At 72.7% G+C, this 17,318-nt stretch carries 17 protein-coding genes; 9 read left to right on the top strand and 8 right to left on the bottom strand.

Translation table 11 applies throughout. The annotated features are described in order from the left end of the window. Position 1: 1 nt before the first annotated feature. Entirely contained in the window at positions 2-262 is a 261-nt protein-coding gene (locus ACZ4K2_RS16695) for a DUF6458 family protein (RefSeq protein ID WP_467468316.1), read from the top strand. On the opposite strand, the gene ACZ4K2_RS16690 is transcribed toward ACZ4K2_RS16695, so the two are convergent. Further along, positions 250-2,094, bottom strand: coding sequence for an NHL domain-containing thioredoxin family protein (locus tag ACZ4K2_RS16690; protein ID WP_467468317.1), 1,845 nt, complete (start codon positions 2,092-2,094; stop codon positions 250-252). The genes ACZ4K2_RS16695 and ACZ4K2_RS16690 overlap by 13 nt on opposite strands. A 61-nt stretch (positions 2,095-2,155) precedes the next feature. After that, complete coding sequence (locus ACZ4K2_RS16685; RefSeq protein ID WP_467468319.1) at positions 2,156-3,010, bottom strand: calcium-binding protein; 855 nt, start codon at positions 3,008-3,010, stop codon at positions 2,156-2,158. Between the two features lie 262 nt (positions 3,011-3,272). On the opposite strand from ACZ4K2_RS16685, the gene ACZ4K2_RS16680 reads away from it, so the two are divergent. Continuing rightward, the gene (locus tag ACZ4K2_RS16680) at positions 3,273-3,767 is read left to right on the top strand and encodes an LURP-one-related/scramblase family protein (RefSeq protein ID WP_467468321.1); all 495 of its coding nucleotides are present in this window, start codon (positions 3,273-3,275) and stop codon (positions 3,765-3,767) included. Between the two features lie 43 nt (positions 3,768-3,810). Here the strand turns inward: ACZ4K2_RS16680 and ACZ4K2_RS16675 are convergent, their stop codons facing one another. Further along, positions 3,811-4,635, bottom strand: a complete 825-nt coding sequence (locus ACZ4K2_RS16675; protein ID WP_467468323.1) for a carbon-nitrogen family hydrolase — start codon at positions 4,633-4,635, stop codon at positions 3,811-3,813. Between the two features lie 183 nt (positions 4,636-4,818). Here ACZ4K2_RS16675 and ACZ4K2_RS16670 point away from each other — a divergent pair, with 183 nt between their 5' ends. Then, positions 4,819-5,643, top strand: a complete 825-nt coding sequence (locus tag ACZ4K2_RS16670) for a maleylpyruvate isomerase family mycothiol-dependent enzyme (RefSeq protein WP_467468325.1) — start codon at positions 4,819-4,821, stop codon at positions 5,641-5,643. Between the two features lie 198 nt (positions 5,644-5,841). Here ACZ4K2_RS16670 and ACZ4K2_RS16665 read toward each other — a convergent pair whose 3' ends face one another. After that, positions 5,842-7,152, bottom strand: a complete 1,311-nt coding sequence (locus ACZ4K2_RS16665; protein ID WP_467468327.1) for an MFS transporter — start codon at positions 7,150-7,152, stop codon at positions 5,842-5,844. Continuing rightward, positions 7,149-7,823 (bottom strand): GntR family transcriptional regulator, encoded by a 675-nt coding sequence (locus tag ACZ4K2_RS16660; RefSeq protein WP_467468329.1) that lies wholly within the window; start codon positions 7,821-7,823, stop codon positions 7,149-7,151. The genes ACZ4K2_RS16665 and ACZ4K2_RS16660 overlap by 4 nt, the downstream gene beginning before the upstream one ends. A 200-nt stretch (positions 7,824-8,023) precedes the next feature. Between ACZ4K2_RS16660 and ACZ4K2_RS16655 the strand changes: the two genes are divergently transcribed. The 4 genes from ACZ4K2_RS16655 to ACZ4K2_RS16640 all read left to right on the top strand — a co-directional run bounded on the left by ACZ4K2_RS16655 (position 8,024) and on the right by ACZ4K2_RS16640 (position 11,514). After that, positions 8,024-8,926, top strand: coding sequence for a D-alanyl-D-alanine carboxypeptidase family protein (locus tag ACZ4K2_RS16655; RefSeq protein ID WP_467468331.1), 903 nt, complete (start codon positions 8,024-8,026; stop codon positions 8,924-8,926). Between the two features lie 107 nt (positions 8,927-9,033). Next, positions 9,034-9,381, top strand: coding sequence for a GntR family transcriptional regulator (locus ACZ4K2_RS16650; RefSeq protein ID WP_467468333.1), 348 nt, complete (start codon positions 9,034-9,036; stop codon positions 9,379-9,381). Next, positions 9,378-10,367, top strand: coding sequence for a DUF1648 domain-containing protein (locus ACZ4K2_RS16645; RefSeq protein WP_467468335.1), 990 nt, complete (start codon positions 9,378-9,380; stop codon positions 10,365-10,367). Before ACZ4K2_RS16650 ends, ACZ4K2_RS16645 begins: the two co-directional genes overlap by 4 nt. A gap of 127 nt (positions 10,368-10,494) precedes the next feature. After that, positions 10,495-11,514, top strand: coding sequence for a BRO-N domain-containing protein (locus ACZ4K2_RS16640; RefSeq protein ID WP_467468337.1), 1,020 nt, complete (start codon positions 10,495-10,497; stop codon positions 11,512-11,514). A 76-nt stretch (positions 11,515-11,590) separates the two neighbouring features. Here ACZ4K2_RS16640 and ACZ4K2_RS16635 read toward each other — a convergent pair whose 3' ends face one another. From ACZ4K2_RS16635 to pdhA, 3 genes are read right to left on the bottom strand one after another with little or no spacing between them, the layout of a single operon-like run. Further along, positions 11,591-12,994 carry a dihydrolipoamide acetyltransferase family protein gene (locus ACZ4K2_RS16635; RefSeq protein ID WP_467468338.1) on the bottom strand — a complete coding sequence of 468 codons (1,404 nt, stop codon included), beginning with the start codon at positions 12,992-12,994 and terminating at the stop codon, positions 11,591-11,593. Between the two features lie 10 nt (positions 12,995-13,004). Beyond that, a complete protein-coding gene (locus ACZ4K2_RS16630) occupies positions 13,005-13,982 on the bottom strand; it encodes an alpha-ketoacid dehydrogenase subunit beta (RefSeq protein WP_467468340.1) in 978 nt (325 codons plus the stop codon). A 1-nt stretch (position 13,983) separates the two neighbouring features. Next, complete coding sequence (gene pdhA, locus ACZ4K2_RS16625; protein ID WP_467468342.1) at positions 13,984-15,192, bottom strand: pyruvate dehydrogenase (acetyl-transferring) E1 component subunit alpha; 1,209 nt, start codon at positions 15,190-15,192, stop codon at positions 13,984-13,986. A gap of 321 nt (positions 15,193-15,513) precedes the next feature. Here pdhA and ACZ4K2_RS16620 point away from each other — a divergent pair, with 321 nt between their 5' ends. After that, positions 15,514-16,194, top strand: a complete 681-nt coding sequence (locus ACZ4K2_RS16620; protein WP_467468344.1) for a response regulator — start codon at positions 15,514-15,516, stop codon at positions 16,192-16,194. 102 nt (positions 16,195-16,296) lie between these two features. Beyond that, entirely contained in the window at positions 16,297-17,313 is a 1,017-nt protein-coding gene (locus tag ACZ4K2_RS16615) for a phosphotransferase (protein ID WP_467468346.1), read from the top strand. Positions 17,314-17,318: the final 5 nt, after the last annotated feature.

The raw sequence follows: 17,318 nt of genomic DNA, 5'->3' as shown, positions 1-17,318 counted from the left end.
CATGGGTCTCGGCGGATGCATCATCCTCATCGCCGTAGGGGCCATCCTGACGTTCGCGACCGACTGGCACATGCACGGTGTGAACCTCACCGTCGTCGGCGTGATCCTCATGGCCGTGGGCCTGATCGGCGTCGCGACGTTCGCCGGCATCGCACGCCGGCGGCGGGTCGTGGTCCCGTCGGCGGCGCCTGTGGTGGAGGAGGAACCGCACCACCACCACACCCGCCGCGTCGACGGCTACAGCGACGGCTACGGCGTCTGAGTCACCGCCTCCTGCTCGTCCAGGCCCGCCAGGACGAGCGGCAGGCGGTCCGCCCCGCCCTCGGCGAGGCGGACCGGCACACCCCAGTCCTGCTGGTGGACGTGGCAGGCGGGATAGGGGACGGCGGGATCGTCGTCGCAGCTCGCGGCCATCGCGGAGACGTGCAGGACACCCTCCGGGACGGCCGGGTTCAGCACCAGCTCGCGGCAGAGGTCCGTGTCCGCTCCCCCGCCCTGGAGCAGCAGCTCGGGCGGGGTGGAGGAGACCAGCAACCGGGTCGCGGGGCCGTACCGGACGTCCGGCTTCTGGCCCGCCGGGGCCTGGAAGACCACATCGAGACGCAGGCGCCCGGCCGCGACCTCCGTGGCCGCCCGCCGTGGGCGGTGGGCGACCGGAGCCACGCGCACGGCGTCCTCGGGCAGCCGCAGCCGGGTCAGCCGGTGCCGGGCCGACTCCACCACCACGACGTCCCCGCCGACGAGCACGGCGTCGCTGGGCTCGCGCAGATCGGTGGCGAGCGTGGTGACCTCACCGGTGGCGGGGTCGTAGCGGCGCAGGGCGTGGTTGTAGGTGTCCGCGACGGCGACGGAGCCGTCCGGCAGGGCGGTCACGCCCAGCGGGTGCTGGAGCAGCGCCTGCTCCGCGGCGCCGTCCCGGTGCCCGAAGTCGAACAGGCCGCTGCCCACGGCCGTGTGCACGTGCCCGTCCGGGTCCACCCAGCGCAGGGCGCTCGTCTCGGAGTCGGCCAGCCAGAGCCGGTCGGCGGTGGCGGCCAGGCCCGAGGGCTGCGCGAACCACGCCTCGGCGGCGGGACCGTCCACCAGCCCCTCGTTGCCGGTGCCGGCCGCCACGGCGACGGTCCGGCCGGCCGGGTCGTACGTCCACAGCTGGTGGACGCCCGCCATGGCGATCCACACCTTCCCGCCGAACACCGCCACGTCCCAGGGTGACGACAGGTCGACCGCACGGGCCGGCCCGGACGTCGCCGACCCCCGCCACCACTGCCGTCCGGTGCCGGCCAGGGTGGTCACCTCGCCGGTGCCGGGATCCAGGCGGCGCAGGGCGTGGTTGACGGTGTCGGCGACCACCACCGAGCCGTCGTCGAGGAGGGCGAGGCCCTGCGGCTCGCTGAAGGCGGCCGTCCCGGCGCCCCCGTCGGCGAAGCCGCGGGCACCGGAGCCGAAGCGCCGCACGACGGTCTCGGCGTCCTCGGCCAGCTCCACCAGCCGGTGCCGGGTGGAGTCGCTGACCAGGAAGTTCCCGGACGGCAGCAGCAGCGCCTTGCCGGGGAAGCGCAGGGCCGTCGCCGCGGGCTCCGGGGGTACGTAGGGGCCGTCGCCGCGGCGCAGGGTGCCCTTCGCCGCGTGCTCCGTCTCCAGCTCCGTGACCAGGCGCTCGATGGCGTGCACATGGCCCTCGCCGGCGTGCTGCGCGACGACGTACCCCTCGGGGTCGATCACCACCAGGGTCGGCCAGGCGCGGACCGCGTACTGCTTCCAGGTGGCCAGCTCCGGGTCGTCCAGGACGGGGTGCGCCACGCCGTAGCGCTCCACGGCGTCCACCACGGCGCCGTGCTCGGCCTCGTGCGCGAACTTCGGCGAGTGCACGCCGATCACCACGAGCGTGTCCCGGTGCTTCTCCTCCAGCTCGCGCAGTTCGTCCAGGACGTGCAGGCAGTTGACGCAGCAGAAGGTCCAGAAGTCCAGGACGACGATGCGCCCGCGCAGGCCGGCCAGGGTGTGCGGCCGGCCGCCGGTGTTCAGCCAGCCGCCCCTGCCGGTGAGTTCGGGGGCGCGGACGCGGGCGCGGCGCCGGGGTGCGGAGTCGGTCATGGCTCCAGGGTGCCACCGGCGCCGGCGGTCTCCCCGGCTCGCCCCGCGGCCGGGGGGAGGGTCAGTCCTGGTGGACCACGTTCCGGCCGGGGCCGCCGGAGAGGACGTCCCGGCCCGGGCCGCCGTACAGCCTGTCGTTCCCGCTGTTGCCGTAGAGCCTGTCGTCGCCGGCGTTGCCGTACAGCGTGTCGTTGCCCTTGCCCCCGTACAGGGTGTCGGCGCCGGCCCCGCCGTAGATCGTGTCGTTGCCGTCGTCACCGGCGAGGTCCTGGCCCGCGGCGCCGCCGCGCAGGACGTCGTCGCCCCTACCGCCCTTGACGATGTTGTCCCCGCCGCTCGCGGTGATGCTGTCGGCGCCGTCCCCGCCCCAGGCCAGGCCCAGCCTGCCCACGGTGATGGTGTCGTCGCCCGCGTCACCCGAGACGTACGCGCCGTCGAGGCGGCCGGAGTCGGCCGCCCGGTCGTTGCCTGCGCCCAGCGAGATCTCGGCGTAGGAGTACACCTGGTCGGTGTCGTTGCGGTAGGCGAGCGTGTCGTCGCGGTCGCCCAGGTCCAGCACGAGGGCGGGGTAGGGGTCCTGGCTGTCCACGGAGGTGACCGTGCAGGTGACCTTGGTGCGGTCGGCGCGGTCCGGGTAGGCGCAGCCCTGGCCGGCGGTGATCGTGACGACGTCGTCGATCACGAAGGTGGCGCCGGACCGGTCGACGGTGCGGGTCGCGGTGACCGTCGCCTTGTTGGCCTGGCCGGCGGCGGCCTGGTAGGTGAGCTGCCAGTCGTACTGGTTGACCTCGGCACGGGCCGACGGCGCGGCGGCGTGCGCGCTGCCGGCCAGGGCGAGGGGCAGCGCGAGGGCGGCCGTGCCGACGGTCAGGGCGAGGACGCGCGCCGGCCGGCGGCGCGGGGAGCGAACGGTCATGGTGGACCTCCGGGAGGAACGGGCGGTGGGTGTTCCGGCTTCCGCACCGTTCGACCGCGGACCCGCCCCCGCGGTTGGCCTGCCGCCCGTACGAACGGCGAAGTTCACCCGCCGCTCACCTGACGTACCGCCGGAGTCCGGCGCCCGGTCGGCGGCGGGCGTGGCCCGTGGCCGGGCGCGCCGAGGGCCGGGGCGGCACGCCGGCGGGCCCGGCCGCGGTGGTTCCGTGACGATCGGACGGCGCCGGGGAAGCATGCTCCGTATGAGATTCCTCGTGCGCGACCGCATCCTCGGCATCGGCGACGACTGGTGGATCGAGGACGAGCAGGGCCGGAAGGTGTTCCTCGTCGACGGCAAGGCGATGCGCCTGCGGGACACCTTCGAGCTGAAGGACGCCCAGGGGCGGGTCCTGATCGACATCCACCAGAAGATGTTCGCCCTGCGCGACACGATGGTGATCGAACGGGATGGCGAGGCCCTGGCCCGGATCAAGCGCAAGCGGCTGTCCCTGCTGCGCAACCACTACCGGGTCACGCTGGTGGACGGCACCGAACTGGACGTCAGCGGCAAGATCCTCGACCGCGAGTTCGCCATCGAGTACGACGGCGAACTCCTCGCGGTGATCTCGCGCCGCTGGCTGAGCGTCCGTGACACGTACGGCGTGGACGTCGTACGGGAGGACGCCGACCCGGCACTGGTGATCGCCGTGGCGGTGTGCGTGATCCACCTGGCCGAGAAGGAGGGCGAGGAGGACTGACCGTCACGGAACCGGCTCCGCGAGCCCGGTCCTCGCAGACCTGCTAGCCCTGGCGCCGCGGGGCTTCCAGGCCCAGGACCCGGTCCTTCAGCGCCGGGAACTGCTCGCGGGTCGCGGCCGGCCTCGCCGGGTCGATGTCGACCGTGAGGACCTCCTCGCCGGAGCCGGCCTCCGCGAGCACCTCGCCCCACGGGTCCACCACGATCGAGTGACCGGCCTGCGGAACTCCGGCGTGGGTCCCGGCCGTTCCGCAGGCGAGCACGAACGCCTGGTTCTCCACCGCACGCGCCCGCGCCAGCAGCGTCCAGTGCGCGCGCCGCCGTTCGGGCCAGCCCGCCGGGACCACCAGCGTCTCGGCACCGGCGTCGACCAGTCCGCGGAACAGCTCGGGGAAACGGAGGTCGTAGCAGGTGGCCACGCCCAGCGTGGTGTCCGGCAGCCGGACCGTCACCAGGTCCCGGCCCGCGCCCATCAGCACGGCCTCGCCCTCGTCGAAGCCGAAGCGGTGGATCTTGCGGTAGGACGCGGCCAGTTCACCGGAGGGTGAGAAGACGAGGGAGGTGTTGTAGAGGGTTGCGTCGCCCGCCCCGGCACCGCTACCGGACGGCGCCCGCTCGGGGATCGACCCGGCGTGCAGCCACACGCCCGCGTCGCGCGCCGCCTCGGCCATCGCCTCGTACGTCGGTCCGCGCAGCGGCTCCGCCTCGCGGTCGAACTCCTCGTAGGCGAAGGCTCCGGTGGTCCACAGCTCGGGCAGGACGACGAGGTCGGCCCCGCTCTGCTCCCGCACCAGGGCGGCCGCGCGCCGCCGCCGGGAGTCGGCCGGCTCCCCCTCGTCCACGTCGATCTGGATCAGCGAGGCGCGCACACTACCACCGTCCTGGCATTCGAGCCGTCCACACGGGCCTACGATCGTCACACGAAAGCACTGCCGGGGTGCCTTTCAGCAGCGTAACTTAGCCTCTCAAGACACCCGCCGAAGTGCAGCCGCCGCCCGCTGGCAATGCCGCCACCACCTGCCCGTGTACCGACCGCCGAGGGGTCCCGTTCCGTGAGTCTGCATCCCACCCTCCAGCCCTACGCCGACGCCTGGACGCACTCCGTCGACGCGATATCCGAGCTGGTGCAGTCGCTTCCCGAGCGCGAGTGGAACCGGCGGACCCCCTGCCCCGGCTGGTCGGTCAGGGACATCGTGTCCCACGTCATCGGCCTGGACTGCGAGATACTCGGCGACCCGCGGCCGATCCACGCCCTGCCGCGCGACCTGTTCCACGTCGCCACCGACCACCAGCGGTACATGGAGATGCAGGTCGACGTCCGCCGCCACCACACGGCGCCGGAGATGACGGCCGAGCTGGAGTACACGGTCATCCGGCGCAACCGCCAGCTCCGCAACGAGTCCCGGGACCCCGCCACGCTGGTGCGCGGACCGCTGAGCACCGAGATCACCCTGGAACAGGCCTACCGGGCCCGGGCCTTCGACGTCTGGGTGCACGAGCAGGACCTGCGCACGGCCCTCGGCCGCCCCGGCAACCTGGACTCGCCGGGCGCCCACGTCGCGCGGGACGTGCTGCTGGACGCGCTGCCCGAGGTCGTGGCGCGGGACGCGGACGCACCGCGCAGCTCCGCGGTCGTCTTCGACGTGCACGGGCCGGTCGAGTTCCTGCGCACCGTCCGCGTCGACATCCAGGGCCGCGGCACGGTGGAGACCGCCCCCGCCCTCGGCCCCGCCGCCAGCCTCGCCCTGGACTGGGAGACCTACGTCCGCCTGGCCTGCGGCCGGGTGAGTCCGGAGGCGGTCGCGGACCGGGTGAAGACGGAGGGCGACCAGGACCTGGCGGCGGCGATCCTCGCCAACTTCGCGGTGACGCCGTAACGCCACCGCCACCGGCGACCGGCAGCCAACGGACCACGCGACCCCACCGGACCGCGCGGCGCCACGGACGCACGGCCGGCCCCGGCGCACGGCCGCCCCGGGCCCGCGCGGCGCGGCCGCCGGCGGGTGCGCCCCCCTGCCCCTACGGCCCACCGGTCCGCCGGGGACGGCTGGTGCGCGGGCGACCGGGGACCCGGCTCACACCGCGGGCACGTGCACCGTCTCCACCCGGCTCGCGACCAGCCGCTCCCGCTCCCGCCGCGCCGCCCGTCCCCGCAACCGCAGGATCTGGCCGACACCGAGCGCCTGGAGGACGAACACCGCCGAGAAGGCCACCGTGTAGTCGTCGCCGGTGGCGTCCAGCAGCACGCCGATGGCGAACAGCGTGGTCATGGAGGCGATGAAGCCGCCCATGTTGGTGATGCCGGACGCGGTGCCCTGCCGCTCGGGTGGGTTCGCCGGCCGCGCGAAGTCGAAGCCGAGCATCGAGGCCGGACCGCACGCGCCGAGCACGGCGCACAGCACCAGCAGCAGCCACATAGGCGCCCGTTCCCCGGGGTAGGCCAGCGTCGCCGCCCACAGCAGCGCGGTGGCCGCCACCGTGCCCAGCGCCAGCGGCAGCCGCGCCGCGTGGTGCCGGGCGACGATCTGGCCGTAGACCAGGCCGATCACCATGTTGGACAGGACGACGAGGGTGAGCAGTTCGCCGGCCGTGGCACGGCTGAGGCCCTGCGCCTCCACCAGGAACGGCAGGCCCCACAGCAGCAGGAAGACCATCGCCGGGAACTGGGTGGTGAAGTGCACCCACATCCCCAGCCGGGTGCCCGGCTCACGCCAGGACGCGGCGATCTGCCGGCGGACGTAGGCCGCGCCCCGGTGCGGGGACGGCTCCGGCTCCTGCCCCTCGGGGTGGTCCTTCAGGAACAGCAGGGTCAGCACCAGGACGACGGCGCCCGCCAGCGCGCTGCCCGCGAACGCCTGGGTCCAGCCGATGCTGTGCAGCAGCCGGGCCAGGACCAGGGTGGAGACCAGGTTGCCGGCCATGCCGACCAGCCCCGCGAGCTGTGCGACCAGCGGCCCGCGCCGGGCCGGGAACCACCGGGTGCCCAGCCGCAGCACGCTGATGAACGTCATCGCGTCGCCGCAGCCCAGCAGCGCCCGGGAGGCGAGCGCGGTGCCGTACGAGGGGGAGAAGGCGAAGCCGAGCTGCCCCGCGGTGAACAGCACCGCCCCGGTGCTCAGCACCTTCTTGGTGCCGAGGCGGTCGACCAGGAGGCCGACGGGTATCTGCATGCCCGCGTAGACCAGCAGCTGGAGGATCGAGAACGTCGACAGGGCCGAGGCGTTGACGTGGAAGCGGTCGGCCGCGTCCAGGCCGGCCACGCCCAGCGAGGTGCGGAAGATGACGGCGACGAAGTAGACGGCCACGCCTACGCACCACACCGCGACGGCCCGGCGTCCGCCCGGCGGGTCACCCGGGAGGGTGGCGCCGCGCGCGGGGGCGCTCATCGGACCTCACCCCGGGCGAGGTGCGAGAACCAGCCCACGTGCCGGTGCACGACGCCGACGGCCGCCTCCGCGTCCCCGGCGCGCAGCGCGTCCAGGATCTCCTCGTGCTCGGCGAGCGTCTTGGCGATCCGGTCGGGGTGGGAGTGCATGACGGCGACGCCCATCCGCAACTGGCGGTCGCGCAACTGGTCGTAGAGGCGCGAGAGGATCTCGTTGCCGCCGCTGCGCACGATCTCGGCGTGGAAGCAGCGGTCGGTGATCGCGGCGGCGGCCAGGTCGCCCGCCGCGGCCTGCGCCTTCTGCCGCTCCAGCAGTTCGGTCAGCCGCTCCAGCAGGCCCGGCGGGGCGGGTACGGCCTTGCGGGCCGCGTGCTCCTCCACCAGCAGCCGCGTCTCCACCACGTCGGCGATCTCCTGCGCGGAGACCGGCAGGACCAGGGCGCCCTTCTTCGGGTAGAGCCGGATCAGGCCCTCGGCCTCCAGCCGCAGCAGCGCCTCCCGGACGGGCGTGCGGGAGACCCCGACGGCCTCGGCCAGCTCGCCCTCGGTGAGCAGGGTGCCGCCCTCGTAGCGACGGTCGAGCACCCCCTGCTTGACGTGGGAATACACCCGGTCGGCCGCGGGGGGCGGCTTGAGGGACTGCGGTGCGGACTGCTCGACGGCCGTGTTCATGCCCACAGGATAGATACAACACGTACGCAAGCGGTGGAACCGTCCATCATGCGGACCCGGGGGCGCGTGACGAGAACCTTTCGCGGCAACCGCACAACCTTCTGTGCTACTTACGTGTCACACTCGTGCGGCCCCCCTTTGCTCCGGTCACAACTCGGCCGCACTTCAGGGGCATTCACATACATTCGAGGTACATCACATTGATTACCGGCATCCCGGGCACCCGTCTCCGCAAAGCAGTCGCCGTCGCCGTCACCTCCGGCGCCCTGCTGACGACCGGTGCCCTCACCGCAGCGCCCGCCCAGGCCGTCACCGCGCCCACGATCGTGGCCAAGGGCGGGTACCTCATGAACAACGCCAACGGCGCGACGCTCTACAACAAGAAGATGGACACCCGGCTGTCCACCGGCTCCACCACCAAGATCATGACGGCCAAGGTCGTGCTCGCACAGTCGAACCTGAACCTGAACTCCACGGTGGTGATCCAGAAGGCGTACAGCGACTACGTCGTCAGGAACAACGCCTCCCAGGCCCACCTGATCGTCGGTGACAAGGTCACCGTGCGCCAGCTCCTGTACGGCCTGATGCTCCCGTCGGGCTGCGACGCCGCCTACGCGCTCGCCGACAAGTACGGCACCGGCTCCACCCGTGACGCGCGCGTCAAGAACTTCGTCGGCAAGATGAACACCGCCGCCAAGTCGCTGGGCCTGAAGAACACCCACTTCGACTCCTTCGACGGCATCGGCAACGGCAACAACTACTCGACGCCGCGCGACCTGACGAAGATCGCCAGCAGCGCGATGAAGAACGCCAACTTCCGCGCGATCGTGAAGACGAAGGCGTACACCGCCAAGACGGTGACGAAGACGGGCGGCACCCGCACGATGACGACGTGGAAGAACACCAACGGGCTGCTCAGCAGCTACAGCGGCACCATCGGCGTGAAGACCGGCTCCGGCCCCGAGGCCAAGTACTGCCTGGTCTTCGCCGCGACCCGGAACGGCAAGACGCTCATCGGCACCGTCCTCGCCTCCTCCTCCACCCCGCAGCGCGAGGCGGACGCGAAGAAGATGCTGACCTACGGCTTCGCCCGGCTCGGCTGATCCCCGCTCCCTGCCGAAGGGCCCGTCGCACAGCGGCGGGCCCTTCGTGCTGCGCCCATCCGCGATGGAACGCATATGAAACACATGGTGATAGTTTCATTGGCACCATGTTGCTGCGTCTGGACAAGACCGACACCCGCCCGCTGCACGAGCAGGTCGCCGCGGCGGTCCGCCGGGCCGTCGCCGAGGGCGAGTGCCGCGCGGGCGACCGGCTGCCCTCGGCCCGCGACCTCTCCACGGCCCTGGACATCAACGTCAACACCGTCCTGCGCGGTCTGCGCGAACTGCGGGACGAGGGGCTGCTGGAGTTCCGCCGGGGCCGGGGCATCACCGTCGCCGAGGGCGCGGCCCGGCGCTCCCGGATGCGGATCAGGGTGCGGGAACTGGTGGCGGAGGCGTCCCGGCTGGGCTACAGCCGGACGGACCTCATCGACATGATCCGGGAGTCGGTATGACGGGGAAGACGGACGGCGAGCGCGGGCCCCACGGCCGTGCGTCCCGCGGGTGGTCCATCGGGGCGACGGTGGCCGTCACCGCCGTGACCGCCGGCCTGCCCTGGGCCGCGCGGGGCCGGCTCCCGGACCGGCTGGCCACCCACTGGAGCGGCACCGGCGCCCCCGACGGCTCGATGCCCCTGTGGGCTGCGTCCGCGGTCCCGGCGGCCGTCTGGCTGCTGGTCGCCCTCGCGGTGGGCGTCCGGTGGCGCCGCTCCTGGCCCGCCGCGCGCCCCTGGCGGGCGCCGGCGCTGGCCCCGACGGGCACCCTGCTGGTCGGTGCGCAGGTGTCCGTCGTCCGCGCGAACGCCGGCCATACGGACTGGCACGAGGCCCGCCAGCCGGTCCTCGGCGTGGTGCTGCTCGTGGCCCTGGCCGCGCTCGCCGCTCTGGCCGCCTGGTGGCTGACCGCCCGGTCCCCCGCCGCGCCGGCCGCCGGCACGCCCCCGCTTGACCTGCCCGCGGGGGAGCGGCTGGCCTGGTTCTCCCGGACGGCCAACCCCTGGCTGCGGCTGCTGGCGGCGGTGGCGGGTCTGCTGGCCGTCGGCGCGCTGGTGGTCCTGGCCGCCGGTCTGGCCGACCCCGCCCCGCTGTGGCCCGTGTGCGTGGTCGGCGCGGTCACGGCGCTCGCCGGCGGCGTCTTCTCCTCGGTGCAGGCGAAGGTGTCGGAGGCGGGCCTCGAGGTGTCGTTCGGCCCGCTCGGCTGGCCCGCCCGCCGCTGGGCCCCGGCCGCCATCGAGAGCGCCCGCGCCGAGCGACGGCTGCCGTCCCAGGTCGGCGGCTGGGGCTACCGCGTCAGCGGCCTCGGCACGACGGTCATGCTCCGCGCCGGCGACTGCCTGGTCGTACGCCCCCGCGGCCGGCGCACCGACTTCGCGGTCAGCGTGGACGACGCGGAACGAGGCGCAGCCCTCCTGAACGCCCTCCGCACCCGACGAACGGACTGAGCACAATCACCCAACAGTCCTACAGGATAGGGTAATTACCCGATTTTCACCCGCAATCGTGAACATCTCGCTTTCCGTTGGCATATTCCCTTTCCTCCGTCCTAGGTTCCGTGACGGAGGTGTTCACATGAACGAGCCGAAGAAGCGGTACGACCCCGCGGCACAGCGGGAGGCCATCGACGTCAGCGACTTCGTGTACGCGGCCACCGGAGCCCGGGTGCGCCGGCTGACGATGCCGGACGGAAGCCACTGGTTCCCGGCGGTGGACGTGTGCAGGGAGCTTGGTCACAGCAACTCTCGCCAAGCGCTCGCCGACCATGTCCCCGACGGGCACCGAGAGATTCTCGAGACCGTAACCGGAGCTTACGGTCTCAGCATTCCCGCAGGTCGGGAGTGGCGCCGAGACTTGAACATCATCTCTCTGCAAGGTCTCGTGCTCCTCGTGCAAGCCTGCACCAAGCCCTCCTGCGCACCTTTCAAACTGTGGGTCGCCGACGTCATCGAGACCGTGCAGCGGGAGGGTTCCTACACCCTCGAAGAGGCCGAGGTGCAACCGGCCGGACCCGGCGCTCCCATCGCCTACGCCATGCCCGAACAGGTCGCGGAGGCCATCGTCCGGCTGGAGACGCACAACCTCCGGCTCGACGAGGAGCTGGCGGACGGCCAGCGCCGGTCGATCGAGGTGCAGAAGGAGACGCTCGCCGTCCAGCAGGAGACGCTGACCGTCCACCGGGAGGCCCTCACCCTCCAGAGGGAGACGCTGGCCACGCAGAAGGCCACGCTCGCCGTGCAGCAGGCCATGGTCCGGGCGATGGAGCGCATAGCGGACCGGCTCGACGCCCTCGTCCTCACCCGCGTGGCCCCCGGCGGCCCAGCCGCGGTGGCGCCCACCGCCGAGGCGGTGCTGGCCGACTGGCGGCGGCGGCTGTCCGTCACGGCGGACGTCTGGACGGTCGCCGTGGTGATCGCCCCGCTCCTCGTCGAGAAGGGCGAGCTGCGCGAGCCGCTGGAGTCGATCGCGGCTCGTACCGGTCTCTCGGTGCACAGGGTCGACGAGTGCCTCCGGCTGCTCCGCGGCCACGCCTGTATCCGCTCGGGGGGTGGAGCCGAGGACGGGGCTCCGGTGTACGTGCTCGGGCGGGGCTGAGGAAAAGGGAGAGGAGACGGTCGCAATGCGAGGTTGCGGCCGTCTCCTCCCGGTGGACGTTACCCGCCCGCGGGCCTCACGCCCAAGTGATCAGCCGCTTCGGCTGCTCCAGGATCGCCGCCACGTCGGCCAACACCTTCGAGCCCAGTTCGCCGTCGACCAGGCGGTGGTCGAAGCTGAGGGCCAGGGTGGTCACCTGACGCGGCTTCACCTTGCCCTTGTGGACCCACGGCTGGAGCTTGATCGCGCCGACCGCGAGGATCGCCGACTCGCCCGGATTCAGGATCGGGGTGCCGGTGTCGACGCCGAAGACGCCGACGTTGGTGATGGTCACCGTGCCGCCCTGCATGGCGGCGGGCGAGGTCCGGCCCTCGCGGGCCGTCCCCACCAGTTCGCCCAGCGCCTCCGCCAGTTGCGGGAGCGTCTTGTCGTGCGCGTCCTTGATGTTCGGGACGATCAGCCCGCGGGGGGTGGCCGCCGCGATGCCCAGGTTGACGTAGTGCTTGCGCACGATCTCCTGGTTCGCCTCGTCCCAGGAGGCGTTGACGTCCGGGTTGCGCTTGATGGCGACCAGCAGGGCCTTGGCGATCAGCAGGAGCGGGTTGACCCGCAGGCCCTGCATCTCCTTGTCCTGCTTCAGCTCCTCGACCAGCTTCATCGTGCGGGTCACGTCCACCGTCACGAACTCGGTGACGTGCGGCGCGGTGAAGGCCGAGCCGACCATCGCCTGGGCGGTGGCCTTGCGGACGCCCTTGACCGGGACGCGGGTCTCGCGCGCGGTGTCGTACGACCCCACGGGCGCCGCGACCGCGGGAGCGGTGGCCGGGGCGGCGGCGGGCGCCGCCGGCTCGGCGGCCGGGGGCGCGGCCGCCGCGTGGACGTCCTCGCGCGTGATGACGCCGTCCGGGCCGGACGGGGTGATCAGGGCCAGGTCGACGCCCAGGTCCTTGGCCAGCTTGCGCACCGGCGGCTTGGCCAGCGGGCGGGACTTCTCCGCCGCCGCGCCGGTGTGCCCGTTCAGCTCCGCCTGGACCGCCTGCGCCGCCGCCTGGACGGCGGCCTCGGGGCCCTTGCGGGGGCGGCGCCTGGTGGAGGAGGTGGCCACGCCGTAGCCGACGAGGACCGGCTTGCGGCCCTCCGGCTCCGGCTCCGGCGCGGGCTCCACCGGCTGCGCGGAAGCCGCCTCGGGCTGCTCCGCCGGCGCCTCGGACGCGGCGCCGCCGCCCACGGCCACCGCGATGATGGCCGTGCCGACGTCCACCGTGGTGCCCTCGGGGAAGCGCAGTTCCCGGACCACGCCGTCGTAGGGGATGGGCAGTTCCACCGCCGCCTTGGCGGTCTCCACCTCACAGACGATCTGGCCGTCGGTGACCGTGTCGCCCGGCTGGACGTACCACTTGAGGATCTCGGCCTCGGTGAGCCCCTCGCCCACGTCGGGCATCTTGAACTCGCGTACGGACGCTTCCGTCATCGTCGTCACGAACCTCTCCTCAGTACGCCAGCGAACGGTCGACGGCGTCGAGCACGCGGTCCAGGTCGGGCAGGTACTCCTCCTCCAGGCGGGCCGGCGGGTACGGGGCGTGGTAGCCGCCGACCCGCAGGACGGGTGCCTCCAGGTGGTAGAAGCAGCGCTCGGTGATGCGGGCGGCGATCTCCGCGCCGGAGCCGAAGAACACCGGCGCCTCGTGCACCACGACCAGGCGGCGGGTCTTCTCCACCGAGGCCTGGACGGCGTCGAAGTCCAGCGGGCTGACCGAGCGCAGGTCCAGCACCTCCAGCGACTTGCCCTCCTCGGCCGCGGCGGCGGCGGCCTCCTGGCAGAGCTTCACCATCGGGCCGTAGGCCACCAGGGTCAGGTCGGTGCCCTCCCGGACCACGCGCGCCTTGTGCAGCGGGGCCGGGATCGCGTCGAAGTCGACCTCGCCCTTGTCCCAGTACCGCCGCTTGGGCTCGAAGTAGATCACCGGGTCGTCGCTCTGGATGGCCTGCTGCATCATCCAGTAGGCGTCGGAGGCGTCGGACGGGCTGACGATCTTCAGTCCGGCCACGTGCGCGAACAGCGCCTCGGGGGACTCGGAGTGGTGCTCGACCGCGCCGATGCCGCCGCCGTAGGGGATGCGGACGACGACCGGCATCTTGACCTTGCCCAGCGAGCGGGCGTGCATCTTGGCGAGCTGGGTGACGATCTGGTCGTAGGCCGGGAAGACGAAGCCGTCGAACTGGATCTCCACCACCGGGCGGTAGCCGCGCAGCGCCAGGCCGATCGCGGTGCCGACGATGCCGGACTCGGCGAGCGGGGTGTCGATGACCCGGCTGTCGCCGAAGTCCTTCTGGAGACCGTCCGTCACCCGGAAGACACCGCCGAGCTTGCCGACGTCCTCGCCCATGACGAGCACCTTCGGGTCGGCGTCCAGGGCACGGCGCAGCGACTCGTTGATGGCCTTGGCCATCGCCATCTTCTCGGCCATCTCAGTGACCCCCTTCATCGGCGAACGACGCCTGGTAGGCGGCGAACTGGGCGCGCTCCTCGTCGACGAGCGCGTGCCCGTCCGCGTACACGTTCTCGAAGATGGCGAAGTGGTCCGGGTCGGGCATGGTGCGGACCGCTTCGCGCACCCGCCTGCCCAACGCCTCGGACTCGGTCTCCAGCTCCGCGAAGAACGCCTCGTCCGCGTGGCCCGAGGCCTCCAGATGCCGCCGCAGCCGCAGGATCGGGTCCTTCGCCTCCCATGCCTGCCGCTCCTCGTCGCCCCGGTAGCGGGTGGGGTCGTCGGAGGTGGTGTGGGCGCCCATGCGGTAGGTGAACGCCTCCACCAGCGTGGGGCCCTCGCCGTTGCGGGCGCGCTCCAGGGCCCACTTGGTGACCGCGAGGCAGGCGAGCACGTCGTTGCCGTCGACCCGGACGCCCGGGAAGCCGTAGCCCTGGGCGCGCTGGTACAGCGGCACCCGGGTCTGCTTCTCGGTGGGCTCCGAGATCGCCCACTGGTTGTTCTGGCAGAAGAACACCACCGGGGCGTTGTAGACCGCGGAGAAGGTGAACGACTCGGCCACGTCGCCCTGGCTGGAGGCGCCGTCGCCGAAGTAGGCGATGACCGCCGAGTCCGCGCCGTCCTTGGCCACGCCCATCGCGTAGCCGGTGGCGTGCAGGGTCTGGGAGCCGATGACGATCGTGTAGAGGTGGAAGTTGTTGCTGTTCGGGTCCCAGCCGCCGTTGTTCACGCCGCGGAACATGCCGAGCAGGTTGGCCGGGTCGACCCCGCGGCACCAGGCGACGCCGTGCTCGCGGTAGGTCGGGAAGACGTAGTCGTCCTCGCGGGTGGCCCGGCCGGAGCCGATCTGGGCGGCCTCCTGGCCCAGCAGGGAGGCCCACAGGCCCAGCTCGCCCTGGCGCTGGAGGGCGGTGGCCTCGGCGTCGAAGCGACGGGTGAGCACCATGTCGCGGTACAGGCCGCGCAGCTCCTCGGGGGTGATGCCGGCGACGTAGGCGTCGTACTCGGCGTTCTCCACCCGTTCGCCCTCGGGGTTCAGGAGCTGCACGAGCTCGGGCTCGGTGCTCTTCCTGGCGGTACTGCGGGTGGTGCGCTTGGTGCCGGTGGCCCCGGTTTTGGTGCCGGTGGTGCCGGCCTTGCCTGCGGCGCTGCGTCGCGGCTTGCGCGCGGCACTGCTCTCCACGGTCACGTGTGCTCCTCCGTCGTTCCGGCCCCCGGGGTTGCCGGTAGGCCAGTGCGGCTCACCTGTCTCGACCACCGGGCACGGGGTGGGTGCCACTCGGCCGGGAACAGGCGTGACAGGTGCCCCGGCGAGCGCCCTGCGACCATTACGTTACCCAGTGCTTCACATTTCTGTGAAACCCCATCTGACCTGCGTTTTTGCTTGGATTTCCAAGTAAATCGAGATGAAGGGAAAGCATGCTGGTCACAGCCTTGCGGCAGTCCGGAGCAACCGCACGTTATCCCGCCCACCCAGGTCACGGGAAGAGTTTCATGTGAGACTGACCTCGTGCGCGAAGGCGGAAAAATTAGGGTTTTTCTACTCGACGACCATGAGGTCGTGCGCCGCGGCGTCCGCGAGATGCTCTCCGCCGAGCCCGACATCGAGGTGGTCGGCGAGGCCGGCACGGCGGCGGAGGCCCGGGCACGCGTCCCGGCCGTCCGCCCGGACGTCGCGGTGCTGGACGTGCGCCTGCCGGACGGCAGCGGGGTCGAGGTGTGCCGGGAGATCCGCTCCGCCGACCGGTCGGTGCGCTGCCTGATGCTGACCTCGTTCGCGGACGACGAGGTGCTGTTCGACGCGATCATGGCGGGTGCCTCCGGGTACGTCCTGAAGGCGGTCCGGGGCGAGGAGCTGCTCCGGGCGGTGCGCGCCGTCGCCGCCGGGAAGTCGCTGCTGGACCCGGTCTCCACCGCGCGCGTACCGGAGCGGCCGCGCACCGTCGGCACCGTGCACCCGGACGAGCGGCTGGCCCGCCTCACCGATCGGGAACGCAGGATCCTCGACCTGATCGGCGAGGGGCTGACCAATCGCCAGATCGGCGACCGGCTGCACCTCGCGGAAAAGACGATCAAGAATTATGTCTCCGGCCTGCTCGCCAAACTCGGAATGCAGCGGCGTTCCCAGGCGGCCGCCTTCGTCGCCCGCATCCAGGTCGCCGGCGTCCAGGCGGAGAAGCGCGCACCCTGACCGAAAGCGACCGTCGGCGACTGCCTGTGACAAGGCCCAGCTCGCGTCAGCCGCGCGTGCCCTACCATCTGGCGCGTGCCGCGCTCATGTGTACCCCTTTTAGTGCCCCACGCGCCCCCTCTGGGCGCCCTGCTCCGCCTGTACGCGGCGGGTACCGCCCTCGCCTGTGAACCGGTCGGCCAGGGCCTGCTCAACCGCGGCTACCGGCTGCGCACCACCCGCGGCCGGTATTTCCTCAAGCACCATTTCGACCCGGACACCGCCGACCCGGCGGCCATCGAGCGCCGGCACCGGGCCACCCAGCGCCTCGCCGACCTCGGCGTCCCGGTCGCCGTGCCGCTCGCGCACCGCGAGGGCCGCACGGTCGCGGTCGTCGGCGGCAGCGCCTACGCCCTGCACCCCTGGGTCGACGGCAGACACCGCCACGGCGGTCAGCTCACCCGGCCGCAGAGCGCGCGGCTGGGGGCGCTCCTGGGCGCCGTGCACGCCTGCCTGGAGCGCGTCATGCCGCCCAAGGGGCGCACCCGCCCGGCGACGAGCCCGCACCCCGTGGAGAGCGCCGACCCGGCCGGCACCTTCGCCCTCATCGGCGACCTGCTCGCGCACGTGCGCCGGCACCGCCCCGCCGACGCCTTCGACGAGCTGGCCCGGCACCGGCTGCTGGAGCGCCGCGCCCTCCTGGAGCAGCACGCGGACCGGCGCCCGCCGCGCGGCGGGTCGGTGGGCTGGGTGCACGGCGACTTCCACCCGTTCAACCTGCTCTACAAGGACGACGCCCCCGCCGCCATCGTCGACTGGGACCGGCTCGGCGTGCAGCCGCGCGCGGAGGAGGCCGTACGCGCGGCCGCGATCTTCTTCGTACGGCCCGGAGGAACGCTGGACCTGCCGAAGGTGCGCGCCTACGCGCGCGCGTACCGGCGCGCGGCGGGCGCCGCGCCCTCGGAGCTGGCGGCGGCCGTGCACCGGGTGTGGTGGGAGCGGCTGAACGACTTCTGGATGCTGCGCTGGCACTACGAACGCGGCGACACGCGCGCGGACCCGCAGTTCCCGGCCGCGTCGGCGCTCGCGGTGTGGTGGACGCGCGAGTACGACGCGGTGTGCGCCGCGTTCGCGCGGTGAGCCGG

This window comes from Streptomyces sp. NPDC025833 (assembly GCF_055558055.1).
The sequence above is the reverse complement of the archived record's forward strand: the minus strand, read 5'-3'. Positions and strand labels throughout refer to the sequence as shown.

Excerpts from the sequence above, each read along its gene's own strand:
- ACZ4K2_RS16685 (WP_467468319.1), bottom strand. The coding sequence starts at position 3,010 with ATGACCGTTCGCTCCCCGCGCCGCCGGCCGGCGCGCGTCCTCGCCCTG.
- ACZ4K2_RS16650 (WP_467468333.1), top strand. The coding sequence starts at position 9,034 with ATGTTGCTGCGTCTGGACAAGACCGACACCCGCCCGCTGCACGAGCAG.
- ACZ4K2_RS16690 (WP_467468317.1), bottom strand. The coding sequence starts at position 2,094 with ATGACCGACTCCGCACCCCGGCGCCGCGCCCGCGTCCGCGCCCCCGAA.
- ACZ4K2_RS16640 (WP_467468337.1), top strand. The coding sequence starts at position 10,495 with ATGAACGAGCCGAAGAAGCGGTACGACCCCGCGGCACAGCGGGAGGCC.
- ACZ4K2_RS16630 (WP_467468340.1), bottom strand. The coding sequence starts at position 13,982 with ATGGCCGAGAAGATGGCGATGGCCAAGGCCATCAACGAGTCGCTGCGC.
- ACZ4K2_RS16645 (WP_467468335.1), top strand. The coding sequence starts at position 9,378 with ATGACGGGGAAGACGGACGGCGAGCGCGGGCCCCACGGCCGTGCGTCC.
- ACZ4K2_RS16665 (WP_467468327.1), bottom strand. The coding sequence starts at position 7,152 with ATGAGCGCCCCCGCGCGCGGCGCCACCCTCCCGGGTGACCCGCCGGGC.
- ACZ4K2_RS16660 (WP_467468329.1), bottom strand. The coding sequence starts at position 7,823 with ATGAACACGGCCGTCGAGCAGTCCGCACCGCAGTCCCTCAAGCCGCCC.
- ACZ4K2_RS16680 (WP_467468321.1), top strand. The coding sequence starts at position 3,273 with ATGAGATTCCTCGTGCGCGACCGCATCCTCGGCATCGGCGACGACTGG.
- ACZ4K2_RS16695 (WP_467468316.1), top strand. The coding sequence starts at position 2 with ATGGGTCTCGGCGGATGCATCATCCTCATCGCCGTAGGGGCCATCCTG.